The following is an 18,235-nucleotide window of genomic DNA, read 5'->3' as shown; positions in this document are numbered from 1 at the left end:
TGCGAACGGCCGCTTTCACAGAAACGGACAATGCCGTGTTTGATCACATCGCGGACGCGATGAAAAGGCCCGACGTCATTCATCTCGACCGCAATTGCCATGTGCTGCGCTTCGAGATGATGAAGCTCTACTCCGCACTCGAAGCGGTACGACGACTCCTGGACGACGGTGTCGTCAAGCCGGGCGACACACTGATGGACAGTTCGAGCGGCACCTACGGCCATTCACTCGCCCTCGCCTGCCACAAGTACGGAATGAAATGCCGGATCGTCTGCTCCACCAAACTCGACGACACCATGCGCAGGCAGTTCGAGATGCTCGGTGCGCAGGTCGACCAGGTCGCGATACCGCCCGGCCCGCTCGTCGACAAGATGGACCAACGCGCCCGCCTGGACCGGGTGGCCGAGATCCTCGACACCGAGGACGACGTCCACTGGATGCAGCAGTACCACGACGACGTGCACTACCTCGGCTACCGGGCCTGCGCGGAGCTGCTGCACGCGGAGTTCGGTGACGGTCCGCTCACCCTGGTCGGCGGGGTCGGCACCGGCGCCTCCACCGGCGGGATCACCAGCTATCTGCGGGAGTTGGGGACCGACGTCACGCTCGTGGGGGTCCAGCCCTTCGAGAGCGTCACCTTCGGCAGCGAACCGGTCGAGGACCCGGTGGCGAGCATCGCCGGCATCGGCAGCCCCATCGTCATGCGCAACGTGCGCTACGAGCTCTACGACCGGGTGCACTGGATCGGCTTCGACGCCGCGGCGGCCGCCACCACGGCGCTGCTGCGCAGCCACGCGCTCTACGCAGGCATGTCCTCGGGCTGCAACTATCTCGCCGCCACCTGGGAAGCCGCGCACGCCCCGGAACGGCCCTGCGTCTTCATCGCGGCCGACACCGGACACCGCTACGCGGAGAACGTCTACGCACGCCCGCAGGCCGACGCGGCAGTCGACACCCTGAACCCGCGCCGTATCGACTCCCTCGAGCAGCTCACCTTCCCCTGGTCGGTCATGGACTGGCAGCGCCGCACCTTCCGCCCGGCCGGTGCGGGGCGCCCCCGCACGACCCGCCCGCGGTACACCGCCGCCCCGACCGCCCGGCCCAACCCGACGCACGAGGAGGTTCTGCTGTGAGCGCCGCAGCCCCCGCCCCCCAGGGACGCAATCTCATCGCCCTCGAATGGCTCCAGTTCGGCCTCGGCCGGCTGGTGGCGGCCGCGGAGCAGGAAGGGCTCACCCTCCACCTCCTGACCGGCGACCGCCAGGAGTACGCGCACGAACTCGCCCGCATCGACAGCCCACACCTCGTGGTGCACGACGTGGAGACCTGCGACGTCGCACAGGTCGTCGCGGCAGCACGCCGGATCGGCGACCTGGCGGGACTGCTCAGCACCACCGACACCTGGAGCCTGGTCGCCCTCGCCGCCCGCGAACAGCTCGGGCTCCCGGGACAGCCCGCCGACGCGGTGCGGCTGGTGCGCGACAAGGCGAGGCTGCGCCGACACCTGTACGAGCACGGGCTGTCCCGCTCCGCCGGCTCGACCGTCACCAACGCGGACGACGCCGCCACCCTGGCCTCCCGCGTCGGCCTCCCACTGATCGTCAAGGACAGCTCCGGCACCTCCAGCGAGCATGTCTGGCTGGCCCGCACGCACGAGGAACTCACCGCCGTCCTGGCCGAGATGCGCACCCGCACCCTGCGCGGCACGCCGGTCGCCGAGCCGTACTTTTCCGGACCGCTCTACAGCGTCGAGACCCTCACCTGGCAGGGGCAGACCCGCGTCATCGGCCTCAACAGCCGTGTCATGTCCGCACCTCCGGCCTTCCGCGAGGAAGCGCTGAGCTTCCCCGTCCGGCTCCTCGACGCGGCGGCCGAGGACGTCACACGGTGGATCGAACGCGTCCTGAAGGCCGTGGAATGGCAAGAGGGCTTCGCCCACACCGAGTTCATCATGGGCGACGACGGATTCGAGGTCGTCGAGATCAATCCCCGGCTCGGCGGCGCCCTGGTCGGTGAGGCGATCTCGCAGGCCCTGGACCTCAACCTCTACACGGCCTTCCTCGACCTCGCCCTGCGCCGTCGCCCCGCCCTCCTCGACACCGTGCCGGCCCCGCACCGCGGCGTCGCCCAGATCCTCCTCTACCCGCCGCACCCGGGCGTCTTCCTGGCCTGCGAGGGCGTGGAGGCGCTGGCCGCCCACCCGGGCCGGCCCACCGTGAGCTCCTCCCTGCGGCCGGGGACCCGGGTGCGCAGCGTGACGAACCAGGACGGCTGCGTCGGCGTGCTGTTGGCCACCGGCGCCACCAGCGAGACCGCCCTGCAGAACGCGCTCTCCGCCGCCGGGGAACTCCGCATCCGGATGGAGGGGGACGACCATGCCTGAGCGGCCCCATCTCCTCGTGCTCAGCGGCTGGGCAGGGGTGCCCGAGTCCGCACTCGCACTCGGCTTCGACGTGAGCTTCATCGGGGACACCACCGAGTTCTCCGACAGCGACCGGGAGATCCTCGCGCGCTGTCGTTCCGTCCACGAGATGCCCGCGAACCGGGCCGCCGCCGTGCTCGCCGCCGCGCGCGACATCCACGTAAGGCTCCCGCTCGAAGCGGCCGTCTCCTTCGGGGAGTTCGGCACCGAGAGTTCGGCCGTCGTCGCCGACGCCCTCGGCATCAGGGGACTCTCCCTGAAGACGGCGGCGGCCACCCACTACAAGGACCTCATGCGCGCCGCCCTGGCCGGCCGCCCCGACCTCACGATCGCCTGGGAGCGGGTCACCGACCCCGCCGGCCTCCGCACCTTCCGCGCGCGCCACGGGCTGCCGCTCGTCGTCAAGCCCGTCTCCGGGGCGGGCAGCGTGGGCGTACGCCAGATCTTCACCGACGCGGAGCTGGACGACACGCTCGATGACCGCGCGTTCTGGCGTGAAGCCCCTTACCTGGCCGAGGAGTTCGTGCCCGGCGACATGGTCTACAGCGTCGAGACCGTCACCCTGCGCGGCCGCCACCACATCGCCGGTGTCTCGGCCGGCCGCCTCTCGGCCCACCCGAACCTGGCGATCACCGAGATCTCCGTGCCGCCCCCGCCCCCGTACGACGCGCCGCTGGCGAGGATCCACGAGACGGTGCTCGCCTTTCTCGATGTGCTCGGGCACGACTGGGGACTGACCCATACCGAGGTCAAGGTCGCCGCCGACGGCCGCCCCGTCGTCATCGAGTCCCAGCCCCGGATCGGCGGCATGCGGATCTTCCGCATGGTCGAGCACGCCACGGGCGTGGACGAGGTCGGCACGATCCTGCGCAGCCTGCTGCCGGACGCGCCGGACGTCACCCCGCCCCACCTGCCCCCGTACACGGCGGTCGGCATGTGTCTGTCCCTGGTGCCGCCCAGCAAGCCGGTGCGGCGCACCGCGGACCCCGAACTGCTGCGGGAGATCAAGGGAGTCGACGACTTCGAGATCGCGGTGCGGCCCGGCCGGGTGCCCGCCCCCGTGACCGACAACTCGGGCGGCCGTCCCGGGCTCATCTGGCTGCGAGTGCCCGACCACGCCGCGGCAGAGCTCGTGAAGAAGGAGATCTCCCGGACCTACTGGGTGGAGTACGAGGACGGCGATGTCTGGCATCCGTGGTTCTGAGCTGTGGGCCGACGTGGCCCGCCTGCCCGCGTCGCTGAGGTTCCTGCTCGTCACCTCGTTCGTGATGCCGCTGGCCAGCTTCATGATCCTGCCGTACCTGGCGATCCTGCTCCACGACCGGCTGGGGATGGCCATGGGCCCGGTCGGACTGCTCCTGGGGGTCACCTCCTTCCTGCAGTTCGCCGGGGCCCTCGGCGGCGGTCTCGTGGCCGAACGGCTGGGCTGCAAACGGTCCATGGTGACGGGGCTCAGCGTGCGCACCGTCGGGTTCGCGCTCTTCGCCCTCGGCCTGTCACGACCGGCCCTGGCCGTGCTCGCCGTACTCGTCACGGCCCTCGGGGACACGCTCTACTCGCCCGCGAACAAGACGTACCTGATAGCGGAGGTGGCGCAGGAGCACCGGCCGGTGCTGCTCTCGGTGAACAACTCCGCGCTGAGCTCCGGGATGGCGCTGGGCACTCTGGTGTCGGGCCTGCTGATCGCCCGGTCACCGCTGCTCGTCTTCTCCGTCGTGACCGTGATGTTCGCTGCGATGACGCTGGCGCATCTGATCCTGCTCCCGCCGTCAGGACCCACCGGGGCGCCCGTCGGCACCCGGGACGGGCGGCGCGACTGGGGCCGGGCGTTCCTGGCCGCCCCCGCCGCGGTCGCCCTCGCGACGGCGTACGTCTACTGGTACTTCCAGAACTATCTGGGCGTCTTCGTCATCGCCACGCACTCCACGGTTCTCTACAGCGCGGCCCTGGTGCTCAACAGCGTCCTGGTGGTCTGCGGCCAGCCCCCGGCCGCGCGCTGGATCGGCCGGATCCGGTACGGCACGGCCGTACTGATCGCCTTCCCCGCCCTGACGCTGGGCTTCCTCGCCCTGGCCCGGCCGGGCGTCGCCGCGGTACTGCTCGGCACGGTGGCGATCAGCGTGGGGGAGGGCGTGCTCTTCCTCAAGAACGAGTTGGAGGCCTTGAAGGCGGTGCCGGACCGCCCGGCCCTGGCCATCGGCAGCCAGCGGCTGGCACTGGGGAGCGGCTCCCTCCTCAGCGGGATCGTCGGCGGCCAGCTCTACGGCGCCGGACAGAGCGCAGGCTCGCCCGCGCAGTTCTGGCTGTACGCCGCCGGGCAGGCCCTCGTGATCACGGCCCTGACCGCGGCCGTCGCCCGCGGGCGCCGTCCGCGGCACACCGCACCCGTCACGACGTCACCCGACCCGTCCCCCTCCAGGAGGCGATCATGATCGTGCCCACCCGGCTGCCCGCGTCCGCCCACCCGGCCGCCACCCGCCGCGCCCCGCACCGGATGCCGTCCGTGCGCGGCCCCCTGCCCGGACCCCGCAGCGCGGAACTGATCGCGCGACAGGACCGGCGCGAGTCCAACGCCCGCACGTATCCCCGACGGTTGCCGTTCGCGATCAGGCGGGCGAAGGGCAGCTTCCTGGAGGATCTCGACGGCAACGTCTTCCTCGACTTCCTCAGCGGAGCCGGCGTGCTCCCGCTGGGCCACAACCCGCCCGAACCCCTGGAAGCGGCCCATCGGCAACTGGACGAACTCGTCCACGGCCTGGACTTCCCCACTCCGGTCAAGGACGAGTTCACCGAGCTCACCCTCGGGGTGCTCCCCGAGCCGATGCGCTCGCGCACCAAAATCCACTTCTGCGGGCCCACGGGCGCCAACGCCGTGGAGGCGGCCCTGAAGCTGTGCAAGACGGCCACCGGGCGCACGGACGTGGTCACGTTCCAGGGCGGGTTCCACGGCAGCTCGCTGGCCACCTTGTCCGTCACCGGACTGGTCGCGCAGCAGGCGCCCGTCGGGGGCCGGATGCCCGGCGTGCACTTCTTCCCGTACGCGCACTGTCACCGGTGCCCGCTCGGCCTTCAGCGCCGCTCCTGCTCCGTCAACTGCGCCGGCTTCCTTGAGCGTTCGCTGACCGACCCCAACGGAGGCATCCCGCTGCCGGCCGCCGTGGTGCTGGAGCTCGTGCAGGGCGAGGGCGGAGTCATCCCCGCGGACCCGGAGTTCGTGCGGCGGCTGCGGGCGGTGACCAGACAGCTCGACATCCCGCTGATCGTGGACGAGGTGCAGAGCGGCTGCGGGCGCACCGGCACGTGGTTCGCCTTCGAGCAGTACGGGATCGAGCCCGATGTCGTCGTGGCCTCGAAGGCGCTCAGCGGTGTGGGCCTGCCCGTCGCGGTGATCCTCTACGACCAGCGCCTCGACGTGTGGCGCCCCGGCGCGCACAGCGGCACCTTCCGCGGGAACCAGGCCGCCTTCGCCGCGGGTGTCGCGACCCTGAAGGTGTTCCGCAGGGACGACGTGCTCGCCAACGTACGCGCACGCTCCCACCAGCTCACCGAGCGGCTGCAGGAACTCCGCCCGCTCACCCCGCAGGTCAGCGACATTCGCGGCCTCGGCCTCTTCCTCGGAGTCGAGCTGGCGGACCCCAAGAGCGGCGAGCCCGCCTCCCGGCTGGCCCTGCGGGTCCAGCGCGAGGCGCTGCTGCGCGGCCTCGTCATCGAGCTGGGCGGCCGGGACGACGGCGTACTGCGGCTGCTGCCCCCGCTGAACTGCACGGCGCAGGAAGTGGACACCGCGGCGGACATCCTGCGTGACGCGCTCACCGCGGCCCTCGCCACACCCGTCTGACGCCCCGCGGACACGGCTTCAGCTTGCTGCATTCCGTCCTCTGCTTCCTGCACTTTCCTTTTCTGTGTCGCGTCACCCGGCAAAAATCGAAGAATCGCCTTTCGTGCCCCGTTCCGGTAGCACAGGAACACAATTCCCGGAGTTCATCACATGGTTCGCGAATCAGGATCCGCTCCGAATTCCTCACGGCTTCGTGCGGCCCGCGCCGGGCTCATGGGGGTCTTCTTCGCCAATGGCGCCCTCTTCGGCACGTGGGCCTCCCGGGTCCCGGACATCAAGGAACAGGTCGGCGCGGACACGGGCGTCCTGGGACTCACCCTCCTGGGCATCGCACTGGGCGCCCTGCTCTCGAAACAACTCGCCGGCCAACTGGTCACCCGGGTCGGGACGGTCCCGGTGACCTGGGCCGGCGCCGCGCTCGCCTGCCTGCTGCTGATCCCGCCCGCCCTCGTCCACGGCGCGCCCGGACTCGGCGTGGCCCTCGTGCTCTTCGGCGCCGGCATGGGGCTGATGGACGTGGGGATGAACGCCAACGGCGTCGAGTTGGAACGGCTGCTCAAGCGCCCGGTCATGTCGTCCCTGCACGCCTCGTTCAGCGCCGGGGGACTCGCCGGCGCGCTCGCCGGAGGCCTGCTGGCGGCGCACGGCGTCGGCCCGCGTACCCACTTCCTCCTCCTGGCGGCGGCGCTCGGCGCGCTGGCCGCCGCGGCCGCGACCCGCTTGATCACGACCTCGGTGGCACCGGCCCCGAAGGGGAACGCGCCTCGCGCCTGGATCCCGGTGCCCCGCCGGCTGCGGCTCCCGCTGACCCTGCTCGCCGTCACGGGACTGTGCGCCGCGGCGGGGGAGGGCGCGGCCGCCGACTGGAGCGCCCTGTACCTGCACGGGGAACTGGGAAGGACCACCGGCTTCGCCGCCCTGGGCTACGCGCTGTTCTCGGTGGCGATGGCCGTGGGCCGGCTGGCGGGCGACGCGATGACGGCCCGCTGGGGTGCGCTGCGCACCGTGGTGTGCTCGGCGGCGCCCGCGGGGATCGTCTTCGGCCTCGCCCTGGCCTCCAACGACGCCCTCTTCGCCCTGTGCGGATACACGGCGCTGGGGCTGGGACTGTCCGTCGTCGTGCCCGTGGTCTTCTCCGTCGCGGGAGGCCTGGGCGGCGAGCAGTTCGGACCGTGCCTCACCTATGTGTCGAGCATCAACGGCACCGGGATGCTCATGGGCCCGCCGCTCATCGGGTTCGTCGCCGAAGGGACCGGTCTGCGCGCGGCACTGGGGCTCGTCGGCGTCCTGGCCGTGCTGTCCGCCGTCCTCATGTACGCCTTCACCGAATTCCAGCGCAGGAATTCCCCGCAGCACGCTCCCGCATTCACGCCACGTTCCACGTCGACCACATCCTGAGAGACGGAGACGGAAAATGACGGCCCTTCATCCCACTGATCCGCTGGTTCTCGCCACAGCGGCCGCCGACACCCTGGTGGTCGCCGCCGACCCCGAATCGCGCCGCAGCTGCGTGTTCTTCTGGGAGAAATACCGGCCGCTCGTCCTAGACGTGGAACGGGCCGCGGGCAAGCTCGAAGACCCGCGCCTGCACTCCCTGGCCCAGGCACTGCGGGCCGCCCCCGAGGACCCGGATCGCCACCGCGCCCTCGTCCACGCGCTCGCGGCCGACGCCCCGCACGCGGCCACCACGACGGCCCTGCTCGACGCGGCCTGGCTGGCCGAGCGCGACAGCCGCCTCGGGCACCACCTCGGCGCCCGCCACCGCGCCGGCGCGGCCCCGGTGACCCTCGACGAGCTGAGGGCGGTGACGCCGCGGCACACGCCCGCCGCGGCGCCCGACGCCCCCGTGCTCGTCGTGATCCCCTTCCGGGACCGTGACACCGACGGCACCCGGGTGCGCAACCTGCTGGCGTGCCTGCTGTCACTGGGCGACCAGTCGGTCTCCCGTGACCGCTTCCGCGTCACCGTCGTGGAGTGCGACGACCGCCCCCGCTGGCGGGACGTCATCGCACCGCACGTCGACCGCTATCTCTTCGCCCCGAAGGCGGACACCTTCAACAAGTCCTGGGCCGTCAACTGCGGTGTGCTGCACACCGCGGGAGAGGCCGAGGCGATCTGCATCCTGGACGCCGACATCCTGACGGACCGCGACTTCATCGCCCGCAACGTCGCGCGGCTGCGCCGCCGTGGCACCGGAGGACACCTCACCTACCGGGACATGCTCGGCATGAGCGAGGACTCCACGGCGCATGCCGTACGCCGACGGGTCCTGGAGGGAGCGGCCGAGGCCGACCCCGAGGAAGCGCGCGGGTTCGTCGTGCGCCGACCGCCGGGCGCGTGCGTCTGGGCCAGGACGGGCGTCTTCCACCAGATCGGTGGCCTGGACGAACGGTACGAGGGCTGGGGCGGCGAGGACACCGACTTCGCCTACCGCATGGACTTCGCCGCCGCCTTCGACAGCTTCGACGACCCGCTGCTGCACATGAACCATCCGCCCGCGGCCGTCCTCGGCGCGGACGGCGAACTGGTCAACTCCCACATCCCCTGGCTCAGTTGGGATCCCCGCGAGCCGATCGGCCGGCTGGACCGGTTCGCCCCCGCGCCGCACTGAACCGGTACGCGCCCGCGCCCGGCCCCTCTCGCCGACCAAGGATCTTCTATGCCCGTCAAAGGCTGCATGTTCGACTTCTCAGGAACGCTCTTCCACCTCGAAAGCGCCGAGGACTGGCTGCAAGCCGTGCTCACCGAGGCCGGCGAGAACATCGCCGAGAGCGAGGTGCGCCACTGGGCGCAACGGCTGCGCGCCGTCGGCGCGGTGCCCGGCGGCCCGGCCCCCAGCAGCGTGGACCCGACACTCGCACGGCTCTGGCAGGAGCGGGACCTGGACGCCGCACGGCACCGGAAGGCATACACCGGCCTGCTGCACGCGACCGCGCTGCCGTGGCCCGAACTGACCGACGCGCTCTACGAACGGCACATGACCGCGCCCGCCTGGCAGCCCTACCCGGACACCGCCGACGTGCTGGCCGCGCTGCACGGCGCGGGCGTGGACATCGCGGTGGTCAGCAACATCGGCTGGGACCTGCGCCCCGTCTTCCGGGCGCACGGCCTCGACCGGTTCGTCGACGCGTACGTGCTGTCGTACGAGCACGGCATCCAGAAGCCGGACACCGAGCTCTTCCGGATCGCCCTCGCCCTCCTCGACCTGGACGGCGCGGCCACGGCGATGGTCGGGGACGACCGCGTGGCCGACGCCGGAGCGGCCGGTGTCGGCGCGCCGGTGCACTTCGTCGAGGCGCTGCCCGTGGGCGCCCGGCCCGACGCACTGCGCCGCCTCCTGCCCCAACTGCTGTGACCTGCCCGGCCTTTCCGTCCCGCCCGCCCCGGCGCGGGCCCCGCACGAAGGGAATCCGATGCCGTACACCCCGCACGACACCACCGCCCCCCGGATCGCACTGGTCGGAGCCACCGGCGCGGTCGGCGAGACGCTGATCGGCCTCATCGAGGACCGGGCCTTCCGCTACCGGGAGATCCAACTCGTCGCGTCGCCCCGCTCGCAGGGCCGCACTCTGCGCGTGGACGGCCGGGAGCACCGCGTGAGCGCCGTGGACACCTTCGACTTCTCCACCGTCGACCTCGCGTTCTTCTCCGCCGGCAGCGACGTCAGCAGGAAATGGGCACCGGTGGCGGCGGCCCAGGGTGCGCTGGTCATCGACAACACCAACGCCTTCCGCATGGACCCCGACACCCCGCTCGTCGTCCCGCAGGTCAACGCGGACGCGCTGGCCACCCGCCCCGCGAGCGGCATCGTCGCCAACCCCAACTGCTCGACGATCCCACTGGTCCGGCTCCTGCGCCCGATCGAGGATCGATGGGGGCTGAGCAAGGTGGTCGTCAGCACCTACCAGGCGGCCTCCGGCCGCGGCCACTCCGGCACGGCGGAGCTGCACGAGGCCACCCGGGCCGCGCTGGCGAACCCCGCGGACCCGGGTCCCCAGGCCGAGTTCGCCCCGACGCTCGCCTTCAACGTGATCCCGTTCATCGACGAACTCCTCGACAGCGGCTTCACCATGGAGGAGCAGAAGATGCTCCAGGAGTCCCGCAAGATCCTCGCTCTGCGGCATCTCGATGTGACCACCACCTGTGTACGCGTCCCCGTGCGCAACGGGCACTCCGAGGCCGTCTGGATCGAGTGCCACGACGTCGTGGACCGGGCCGAACTGGTCGCCGCGCTCTGCGCCCTGCCCGAGGTCACGGTGCACGACCGGGACGCCCCCGGCGCCTTCCCCACCCCGCGCACCATCGCCGAGGCCAATGACGTGCACGTGGGCCGCATCCGGGTGAGCCCGCACAACCCGCGGGGCTGCTGGCTGTGGGTCGTCGCCGACAACCTCCGCATCGGCGCCGCCCTCAACGCACTCCAGATCGCCGAGGAACTCGTCGCACGGGGCACGCTGTGAGCCCGGACAAGCGCCCTCTGGTCGTCAAGTTCGGCGGGTCCAGCTTCGCGACACCCGGAGCCTACGCACAGCTGGCCCATGCCCTGGACGCGCGCATCGCCGGCTCGGGCCGCCGGCTGGCCGTCGTGGTCAGCGCGATGCCGGGCGAGACCGAGCGGCTGCGCGAGCGGCTGCACGAGGTGAACCCCCGTCCCACGGGCGCCCGGGTGGCGGGCATGCTCACGCTCGCCGACACCGTCAGCGCCCAACTCCTCGCGGCCGCGCTGCAGCGACTCGGCCGCGGCGCCACCGTGCTGGTCGGCCACGAGACCGGCTTCACCACCACCGACACCTTCATGTGGGCCGGCCTCGAACGGATCGCGCCGGAACCGCTGCGCCGCGCCCTGGCCGAGCACGAGGTGGTCGTCGTCCCCGGCGGCCAGGCCGTCGACGGCCTGGGGCGCCCCACCTGGCTGGGCAAGAACAGCTCGGACCTGTCGGCGGTCGCCACCGCCGTGGCGCTCGGCGCCTCCGCATGCGAGATCCACTCCGACGTGCACGGCATCCACAGCTGTGACCCCCACCGGATCGACGGCACCCGGCTGCTGGACCAGGTCGCCTACGACGACGCCGCCACCATGTCCCGGCACGGCGCCAAGGTGCTGCACCACCGCGCCGTCCGGCTCGCGCAGCAACACGGCGTCACGATCCGCTGCCGGCACAACAAGGCGCCGTTCACCCAGGGAACCGTGATCGGCCCCGGCGGACCGAGCGCGTCCGCGGTCGTCCTCAACCTCCGCTCCCGCGTGCTGGACTACCCGGACCCCGCCGCCGCCGACCGAGCCCACCGGGCCTTCCGCGCCGACGGAGTGGAGACGCTCCGGCTGCCCGATGGCCCCCAAGTGGCCGTGATCGGCGGCTACGTGGACGCGGAGGAGACCCAGCTGCGGCACGGCGTGACCCCGGGGCGGCCCTGCGGCTTCCCCGTCACCGTCCTGCACGAGGACCGCACGGCCGTGCACACCGCCGCCGACGAGCCCGCGGCCGTACGACTCGCGCAACACCTGCACGACGAACTGGCCCTCAGTGAAGAGCAGTTGCTGCCGACGTCCGCTGTCTGACCCGGCATGCCTCGGGCCTCGCCCGTCGCCCACCGCCACCACCGGAAGGACCACGCGCATGACCGCACCCGCGCCCGCCCGAGAAGCCGGCCGCGCCCCCGCCACCCTCGTCACCGTCGACCTGCCGGACGCCGCACGCGACGCCCTCGGTGCCCAGCTGGCCCAACTGCCGCCACCCGGCGGCGACGTCGACTGGCTGCTGACCCGCTGTCTGCAGATCTTCGCCCAGCTGCCCACCGGGCTGTTGCAGCAACTGCTTGACTTCGGGCGGCACTCGGACACCCCCGGCGTCGGACACCTGCGCAACGCGCCGCTCGACCCCGCCCTGCCCAGGACGCCCGGGGACGGCCGGCCGAGCCCGGACAAGGGCACCTTCGTCGCCGAGGGCGTCCTGCTCGGACTGAGCGCGCTGCTGGGCGAGCCGATCGGCTTCACCACGGAGAAGAACGGACAGCTGGTGCACGACGTCGTGCCGGTTCCGGAAGGCGCCAGGACCCAGACGAACCAGGGCTCCTCCGTCTTCCTCAACTTCCACAACGACATCGTTCACGACGCCGGCGGCCACTACGACCTGGCCAGCCCGGACTTCCTCGTACTCAGCTGCCTGCGCGCCGACCACGACGGTATCGCCGGTACCTACTACGCCGACGCCCGCGACATCTGCCGCGCCCTGGACCCGGCGACCCTGGAGGTGCTGCGCAGCCCGCTGTTCCGGATGAACGCCCCCGGCAGCTACGTACGGGACGTGGCGGGCGGCGCCGAGGTCCTCTCCGCCCCCGTTCCGATGATCAGCGGCCCCGAATCCAGCCCGGAGGTCTCGGCCGCCGCCAACGGAATTCGCGCGCAGGACACGCGGGCCCGCGCCGCGCTCGACCGGCTGCAGCAGGCCTGCCGCGAGGTGGCGCACGAGGTGTTCCTGCGCCCCGGCGAGGCGCTGCTCATCAACAACCGCAAGGGCCTGCACGCCCGTTCCCCCTTCACGGCGCGCTACGACGGCCAGGACCGCTGGCTCCAGCGGACCTACGTGCGCCGCAACCAGTGGCCCATCCGGCACCGCGCCGTCCCCGGCTCCCGGCGTCTGCACTGAGCCCGCCGGACCCCCTCTTCCGTACTCCGCGGCACCAGAAGGCGAGACACCCGACCATGACCCGCACCCCACCGGCCGACGGCGCGGCCCCTCGGATCGCCGTCATCAACTACGGCCGCACCCTGGACTATCCGGCGATGTTCCCCGAGTGCGCGGACCGCCTGCACGTCTTCAGCCACCACGACCTCGCCCGCACCGAAGGGCTGGCGCACTACGAGTACGTGCCGCAGTGCGAAGCGGTCCCGTACGCGGAACTGATGATCCGCGAGATGGCACGCGAGCAGCCGTTCACCCACGTCATCACGGACAACGAGTACGACCTGGAGCGGGCCGCGCACATCCGGCAGGACCTCGGCCTGCCGGGCCAGTCCCGCGCGAGCGCCCTCTCCTTCCGCGACAAGGCCGTGATGAAGCAGACCGCGAGCCGCACCGTGCCGGTCCCGGGATTCGCCCGTCTCGCGGACTTCACCGACCTGACGGACTTCATCGCGAAGTTCGGCCACCCCGTCGTCGTCAAACCCGTGAAGCAGGGCGGCTCCCGCGACATCACCGTGCTGCGCGAGGAGAGCGACGTCGTCGCCTTCAGCCGGCAGCCGTGGCGCGACGACCTGATGGCCGAGGAGTTCGTCGAGGGGCCGATGTACCACGTCGACGCCGTACTCGGCGAGGACTACCGCTTCGTCGCCTCCTCCCGGTATCTGCGCAGTTGCCTCGGCGTCTTCTCAGGGCAGAACAACGGGTCGGTGCAGCTGCGCCCGGACAGCCCGTTCGCCCGCAGGCTCGAGGCGTACCTCGACCGGGTGCTGGCGGCCTTCGACACACCCGCCACGAGCGCGTACCACTTGGAGGTCTTCCACACCCCCGACGACGAACTGGTGCTGTGCGAGATCGCCTCACGGGTCGGCGGGGACCGGATCCCCGCGCTCACCGCGCTGACCTACGGCGTGGATCTGCACGCCACCGTGCTGCGCCGCTCGTGCGGCCTGCCCGTCGCCCCCGCGCCCCGGACCCCACCGGCCCAGGTGCACGGGTCCGTCTCCGTGCTGCCCCAGGGACGCCCCGTACGCGCGCCGGGCAGGCCGCCCTTCCCCTGGGTGCGGCACTACGAGGTGAACGACACGCTCAAGCCCGGCGAAGCCACCCTGCACAGCGCCCACCATCTGTGCTTCGCCATCGTCAGCGGCGAAGGACCCGAACAGGTCGAGGAGCGGCTGCTGGAGACCGAGCGCTGGCTCATGGAGAACCTCACCGACGACGAGGGCGTCGCGGACAGCGAGAAGGGACACTGACATGCCGTACAAGATTCTCGTCCTGGTGTCGGGAGCGCCGGAGTTCGAGCTCGACAACCAGTCGCTCGTCCCCAGCGCCCTGCTGCGCGACGGACACGAGGTGCACATCGGCACCGTCCACACGCTGGCCCTGCACGACTCGGTACTGGCCTGCGACCGGACGCGGCTCTCTGCCCCGCTCGCGCCGGGCGACCCCATGCCGCCGCCGCAGGCCCCGCAGGGCCCGGTCGAGGACTTCGACCTGGTGTGGGTGCTCGCGGGCCCGCACCCCGACGCGGGCACCGAGTACTTCCAGCTTCTGTGGCTGCTCAACCAGCGGGTCCCGTTCGTCAATGAGGCCACCGCGCTCTACTTCCTCAACTCGAAGACCACGCTCGGGGCCCTGGTCCCGCCGGAGAACCGGCCCAGCTCGTACGTGTCGAACGACTTCGGCTTCCTGAACGGGCTCGTCCGCGGCGTCCCCGACCGCCCGTGGGTCCTCAAGCCGCCGAACGAGGGCTGCGGCGCCGATGTCTACGTCGTCAGCGACGACGACCGCAACGCCGCGGCGCTGCTCAGCTCGGCCACCGGCAACGCCACGTCGCGGTACGACAGTTACGGCCGTGCCGTCATCGGCCAGGCCGAGCGCTACGCGGTCCTGCAGGAGTACCTGCCGCACGCGCGCACCCACGAGAAGCGCGTGCTGCTCGCCGGCGAGCAGCCGGTCTCGGGTTACCTCCGCTTTCCCCGGGAGGACGACAACCGTGCCAACGCCACGATCGGGGCCCGCTACGAACGACTGCGGCTCACCGCGGACGAGGAGAGCCTCGTGCGCGGCATCGGGAAGCAGCTGCGCGAGCACGGCATCCACTTCGCGGGCGTCGACCTGGCGTATCCGCACGTGATCGAGATCAATCTGGAGAACCCCGGCGGCCTCTGCTACCACCGGCGCGTGACGGGGGAGGACCAGTCGACCGACGCCGTGCGCGCGGTCCTTGACTCCCTGCGCACCGCCGGGAAGCTGCTGTGACACGGACGGACAGCCACCCTTGAGGACGTTCAGGGCCCCCGGTCGCCGATGAGGCGCCGGGGGCCCCGGGGCGTTCAGTGGATGCGGCGCACGCCGGGCAGGGAGCGGTGCCGGATGTCCCACAAGTTGCGGCGCACGTACGTCCGTTGGAGCCAGCGGTCCCGGCCGTCGTAACGCGCGGTGTAGCGCGAACGGGCGTGCACGCCCTTGCGGTTGTGGAGCAGCAGGGCCTGCCCGGGGGCGAGCCGCACCTCGTGGGCGACCGCACGGCAGGCGGTCTGGAACGTTTCGAGCGCCGCCCGCCCCGCCGTCGTCAGCGGCCGGACCCCGTTGGCCGCGCTGACCACTTCGGGGAACTCGCCGGGACCGCGCAGGACCGGCACCGGGTCGGAGTACGCCTCGTGGCCCTCCACGAGCGCGCTCACGAACCCGCCGGGTGCGTTCATGCGGAAGACCGGGGAGCGCAGGACGTCGAGTGTCGCCCCGTCCAGCAGGCCGACGACGTCGCGGGCGTCGGCGTAGTACGTGGCCGCCGCGCCCTCGCGGTCGGCCCGCAGACAGTTCAGGACCACGAAGTCGGGGCCGGGCCGGCTGTAGCACTCCTGGCGGTCGTGCACCAGGTCGTTGTGGAACGTGAGGAAGACCGTCGAGCCCTGGCTGGTCTGCGTCGCGGCACCGCGTGCGACGGGGACGACGTCGTGCACGAGGCGTCCTTCCCGCTCGGAGAGGAACCCCACGGGCTCGCCCAACAGCCCGCTCAGGCCGAGCAGTACGCCCTCCGCGACGAAGGTCCGCTTCCCCAGGCTCGGCCCACCGTCGCGCGGGGTCGGTGGCAGCAGCCGGTCGACCGGAAGGTTGCGCACGAACGTCACGCCCGGGGCGTCCGGGTGGCGGCCGAAGTCCAGCAGGCTCCGCAGCGCGTCGAGGGGGAGCTGCGCGAAGGCCTGGTGGCAGTGGGCCGAGGCCTCGTCGATGTCCTCGAACGGATCACGGTCACGGGCCAGCCGGTCGCCCAGCAGGTCGCGGACTTCGTCCGGAAGCCGCACCTCCGCGAAGGTGGCGGTGGAGAATCCGCCGCCGCCCGGTGAGCCGGGGACATCGACGCGGGCCATGAGGTCCTCTCTTCAGGTCTTCAGTAAGGCTCGACTTCAGTAAGGCCGGTCTTCAGTGGAGGCTGCGTCAGCGGAGACTGCGTCAGTGGAGGCTGCGTCAGTAGAGGCTGGAGAAGAGCACGCCGATGAACCTGGCGGGCTCGTCGGTGTCGTTGCGGAACGTGTGCGGGTAGCCGGCCGACCATTGGGCGCAGTCGCCCGCGCGCAGCTCGTAGTCCACACCGTTGTAGCGAGCCACCAGGGTGCCTTCCGTCATCATGATGAGATCGGTCCCCTCGTGCTGGAGTTCCTCGCCGAGCTCGCTGTGCGGCCGGAAGTGGGCGGTGATCACCTGGTAGCCGAGTTCGGGGGAGCGCAGGACGTGGTACGTCACGCCGGGCGCACGCTCGAGCACCTCCTGGGTCTGGAGAGGGAACACGGAGGGTGTGGCCCGGCCCCGTGAGAAGCCGAGGAACGACCCGACGTCGTGGCCGAACACGGCCGCCAGACGACTGAGGCGCTCCAGGGCGATGTCGGTCTCGCCCCTCTCCAGCGACGCCAGGAACGACACCGAAAGACCGCATTCCGCGGCGACCTGACGCAGCGACATGCCGCGCTGTGTACGCAGCCGGCGCAGGACCTCGCCGGGGCGGGGATAGCCGAGCTCGGGCTGCTGCTCCGCGGCGCCGGGGGAGGAGGGGGCGGATTCGAGCATGTGCACGTCCTAGGTCGCTGTGAGTGAGTGCACCGCTCCCGCCTCGCGCTCGCGGCTGGGAACGACTGCGGGCCCAGACGTCGACACGGGCAGGGGCTGCGATGCCCGGGGGGTGGTCGGAACCTGTTCCAGGAGCCCGGATTTGGCGATCATGACACCCAGCTGGAATCGACTGCGGGCGCCGAGCTCCTGGTAGATCTTGGCAATGTGGTTACGGCAGGTGCGGACACTGACTCCTATCCGCCGGGCGATGACTTCGTCCGTCTTGCCTTCGGCGAGGAGCTGGATGATAGCGCTCTGGACGTCGGAGACGAGGGTGCTGACCTCTGTCGTGCGGCACTGCCCCTCGAACTCCTTCGCCACGCGCCAGGTCCGCTCGAAGACCTCCACCATGAAGCGCACAAGGCCGGGCTGTTGCACGACGACGGCGAGGTGCTCCTCCTCCAGCGGGACGATCGCCGTCCGCCGGTCGAGAATGATCACGCCCTCGAACGGTCCCGCCAGCGTCCGTGCCGCGCCTCCGCCGTCGGCGAGGGTCGCCACGAACCTCCGGATCGCGGGATCGAAACGGGTGGCGTGGTGATGGATGACGCGGACGTCCACGTTCCGGCGCTGCAGCACCCCCACGGCTGCCTCGGCGCAGCGCTGCGTCGCTCCCGCCCACCATTGCGTGCCGGGGCGGGCGAGCAGCACCTCTCCGGTGCACTCGGACAGGGCGGTCGAGATCTCCTCGTGCAGGACGTGCTCCCCGGCGAGGGTCCGCAGTGCCTCGCCGAACGGCAACTGCCCCTGCCCGCCCGGCACTTCGCCCACGGGCTCCTCGTGCGCGTGGTGGAAGCCGACCAACTCGGCCTGGATCTCCCGCGATCGCCGTTCCATGCGCTGGATCTGCTGCTGCAGCGGAGCGAGTCGACGGAAGGCCGCCGCCTGCGGGGCGACGGGCTCGAAGGCGTTCTCTTTTCCGGGCAGACGTTGGAGCAGCATGGCCTCGGTCAAGTGCCGTACTGCCCGGTCCGTACGTTCGGCGCTCCAGCCGAGCCGGCCCGCGGCCCACTGCGGCCGCAGTACGCGGTTGCGTGTCGCCAGCTGGTAGAGCTCTTCCTGGTCTTCCTGGTCTTCGGTTCCCCCTAACCCATGGGACTGGTGCGCCTGAAGGTTCGCGTCCATCGGGCCCTCTCCTGTCTCCGGGCGTGCTAAATAAAGCACGTTTGTGCTTCATATCGT

At 71.5% G+C, this 18,235-nt stretch carries 16 protein-coding genes; 13 read left to right on the top strand and 3 right to left on the bottom strand.

All coding sequences use genetic code 11. From position 1 onward, the window contains the following. Positions 1–35: 35 nt before the first annotated feature. From OKJ99_RS22385 to OKJ99_RS22325, 13 genes are all read left to right on the top strand, one after another. On the top strand, positions 36–1,133 hold the full coding sequence (locus tag OKJ99_RS22385) for a pyridoxal-phosphate dependent enzyme (RefSeq protein ID WP_326019033.1): 1,098 nt from the start codon (positions 36–38) through the stop codon (positions 1,131–1,133). Further along, complete coding sequence (locus OKJ99_RS22380) at positions 1,130–2,383, top strand: ATP-grasp domain-containing protein (protein WP_326019031.1); 1,254 nt, start codon at positions 1,130–1,132, stop codon at positions 2,381–2,383. The genes OKJ99_RS22385 and OKJ99_RS22380 overlap by 4 nt, the downstream gene beginning before the upstream one ends. Next, positions 2,376–3,626 (top strand): ATP-grasp domain-containing protein, encoded by a 1,251-nt coding sequence (locus tag OKJ99_RS22375; protein WP_326019030.1) that lies wholly within the window; start codon positions 2,376–2,378, stop codon positions 3,624–3,626. The genes OKJ99_RS22380 and OKJ99_RS22375 overlap by 8 nt, the downstream gene beginning before the upstream one ends. After that, on the top strand, positions 3,604–4,854 hold the full coding sequence (locus tag OKJ99_RS22370) for an MFS transporter (protein WP_326019028.1): 1,251 nt from the start codon (positions 3,604–3,606) through the stop codon (positions 4,852–4,854). The genes OKJ99_RS22375 and OKJ99_RS22370 overlap by 23 nt, the downstream gene beginning before the upstream one ends. Further along, positions 4,851–6,260 carry a diaminobutyrate--2-oxoglutarate transaminase family protein gene (locus OKJ99_RS22365; protein ID WP_326019025.1) on the top strand — a complete coding sequence of 470 codons (1,410 nt, stop codon included), beginning with the start codon at positions 4,851–4,853 and terminating at the stop codon, positions 6,258–6,260. The genes OKJ99_RS22370 and OKJ99_RS22365 overlap by 4 nt, the downstream gene beginning before the upstream one ends. A gap of 213 nt (positions 6,261–6,473) precedes the next feature. Further along, on the top strand, positions 6,474–7,658 hold the full coding sequence (locus tag OKJ99_RS22360; protein ID WP_326019023.1) for an MFS transporter: 1,185 nt from the start codon (positions 6,474–6,476) through the stop codon (positions 7,656–7,658). 16 nt (positions 7,659–7,674) lie between these two features. Continuing rightward, complete coding sequence (locus OKJ99_RS22355) at positions 7,675–8,871, top strand: glycosyltransferase (protein ID WP_326019021.1); 1,197 nt, start codon at positions 7,675–7,677, stop codon at positions 8,869–8,871. A 48-nt stretch (positions 8,872–8,919) separates the two neighbouring features. After that, positions 8,920–9,615 carry an HAD family hydrolase gene (locus OKJ99_RS22350; protein ID WP_326019020.1) on the top strand — a complete coding sequence of 232 codons (696 nt, stop codon included), beginning with the start codon at positions 8,920–8,922 and terminating at the stop codon, positions 9,613–9,615. A 58-nt stretch (positions 9,616–9,673) separates the two neighbouring features. After that, positions 9,674–10,720: an aspartate-semialdehyde dehydrogenase gene (locus tag OKJ99_RS22345; protein WP_326019018.1), complete on the top strand. Its 1,047-nt coding sequence runs from the start codon at positions 9,674–9,676 to the stop codon at positions 10,718–10,720. Beyond that, positions 10,717–11,820 carry an amino acid kinase family protein gene (locus tag OKJ99_RS22340; RefSeq protein WP_326019016.1) on the top strand — a complete coding sequence of 368 codons (1,104 nt, stop codon included), beginning with the start codon at positions 10,717–10,719 and terminating at the stop codon, positions 11,818–11,820. Before OKJ99_RS22345 ends, OKJ99_RS22340 begins: the two co-directional genes overlap by 4 nt. Before the next feature lie 58 nt (positions 11,821–11,878). After that, the gene (locus OKJ99_RS22335; protein WP_326019014.1) at positions 11,879–12,907 is read left to right on the top strand and encodes a TauD/TfdA family dioxygenase; all 1,029 of its coding nucleotides are present in this window, start codon (positions 11,879–11,881) and stop codon (positions 12,905–12,907) included. 56 nt (positions 12,908–12,963) lie between these two features. Then, positions 12,964–14,196 carry an ATP-grasp domain-containing protein gene (locus OKJ99_RS22330; RefSeq protein ID WP_326019012.1) on the top strand — a complete coding sequence of 411 codons (1,233 nt, stop codon included), beginning with the start codon at positions 12,964–12,966 and terminating at the stop codon, positions 14,194–14,196. Between the two features lies 1 nt (position 14,197). Then, entirely contained in the window at positions 14,198–15,205 is a 1,008-nt protein-coding gene (locus OKJ99_RS22325; RefSeq protein ID WP_326019010.1) for an ATP-grasp domain-containing protein, read from the top strand. A 74-nt stretch (positions 15,206–15,279) separates the two neighbouring features. Here OKJ99_RS22325 and OKJ99_RS22320 read toward each other — a convergent pair whose 3' ends face one another. The 3 genes from OKJ99_RS22320 to OKJ99_RS22310 form a co-directional block, all read right to left on the bottom strand. Continuing rightward, entirely contained in the window at positions 15,280–16,317 is a 1,038-nt protein-coding gene (locus OKJ99_RS22320) for a TauD/TfdA family dioxygenase (protein WP_326019009.1), read from the bottom strand. A gap of 97 nt (positions 16,318–16,414) precedes the next feature. Further along, positions 16,415–17,011 carry a cupin domain-containing protein gene (locus tag OKJ99_RS22315; RefSeq protein WP_326019007.1) on the bottom strand — a complete coding sequence of 199 codons (597 nt, stop codon included), beginning with the start codon at positions 17,009–17,011 and terminating at the stop codon, positions 16,415–16,417. Between the two features lie 9 nt (positions 17,012–17,020). Continuing rightward, positions 17,021–18,178 (bottom strand): helix-turn-helix transcriptional regulator, encoded by a 1,158-nt coding sequence (locus tag OKJ99_RS22310; RefSeq protein WP_326019005.1) that lies wholly within the window; start codon positions 18,176–18,178, stop codon positions 17,021–17,023. Positions 18,179–18,235: the final 57 nt, after the last annotated feature.

The sequence above is a fragment of the Streptomyces endophyticus genome (assembly GCF_035798155.1).
Taxonomy (GTDB): Bacteria; Actinomycetota; Actinomycetes; order Streptomycetales; family Streptomycetaceae; genus Streptomyces; species Streptomyces endophyticus.
The sequence above is the reverse complement of the archived record's forward strand: the minus strand, read 5'-3'. Positions and strand labels throughout refer to the sequence as shown.

Coding starts and splice junctions, on each gene's coding strand:
- OKJ99_RS22370 (WP_326019028.1), top strand. CDS start 3,604: ATGTCTGGCATCCGTGGTTCTGAGCTGTGGGCCGACGTGGCCCGCCTG.
- OKJ99_RS22350 (WP_326019020.1), top strand. CDS start 8,920: ATGCCCGTCAAAGGCTGCATGTTCGACTTCTCAGGAACGCTCTTCCAC.
- OKJ99_RS22330 (WP_326019012.1), top strand. CDS start 12,964: ATGACCCGCACCCCACCGGCCGACGGCGCGGCCCCTCGGATCGCCGTC.
- OKJ99_RS22315 (WP_326019007.1), bottom strand. CDS start 17,011: ATGCTCGAATCCGCCCCCTCCTCCCCCGGCGCCGCGGAGCAGCAGCCC.
- OKJ99_RS22355 (WP_326019021.1), top strand. CDS start 7,675: ATGACGGCCCTTCATCCCACTGATCCGCTGGTTCTCGCCACAGCGGCC.
- OKJ99_RS22325 (WP_326019010.1), top strand. CDS start 14,198: ATGCCGTACAAGATTCTCGTCCTGGTGTCGGGAGCGCCGGAGTTCGAG.
- OKJ99_RS22360 (WP_326019023.1), top strand. CDS start 6,474: ATGGGGGTCTTCTTCGCCAATGGCGCCCTCTTCGGCACGTGGGCCTCC.
- OKJ99_RS22375 (WP_326019030.1), top strand. CDS start 2,376: ATGCCTGAGCGGCCCCATCTCCTCGTGCTCAGCGGCTGGGCAGGGGTG.
- OKJ99_RS22335 (WP_326019014.1), top strand. CDS start 11,879: ATGACCGCACCCGCGCCCGCCCGAGAAGCCGGCCGCGCCCCCGCCACC.
- OKJ99_RS22365 (WP_326019025.1), top strand. CDS start 4,851: ATGATCGTGCCCACCCGGCTGCCCGCGTCCGCCCACCCGGCCGCCACC.
- OKJ99_RS22345 (WP_326019018.1), top strand. CDS start 9,674: ATGCCGTACACCCCGCACGACACCACCGCCCCCCGGATCGCACTGGTC.
- OKJ99_RS22310 (WP_326019005.1), bottom strand. CDS start 18,178: ATGGACGCGAACCTTCAGGCGCACCAGTCCCATGGGTTAGGGGGAACC.
- OKJ99_RS22320 (WP_326019009.1), bottom strand. CDS start 16,317: ATGGCCCGCGTCGATGTCCCCGGCTCACCGGGCGGCGGCGGATTCTCC.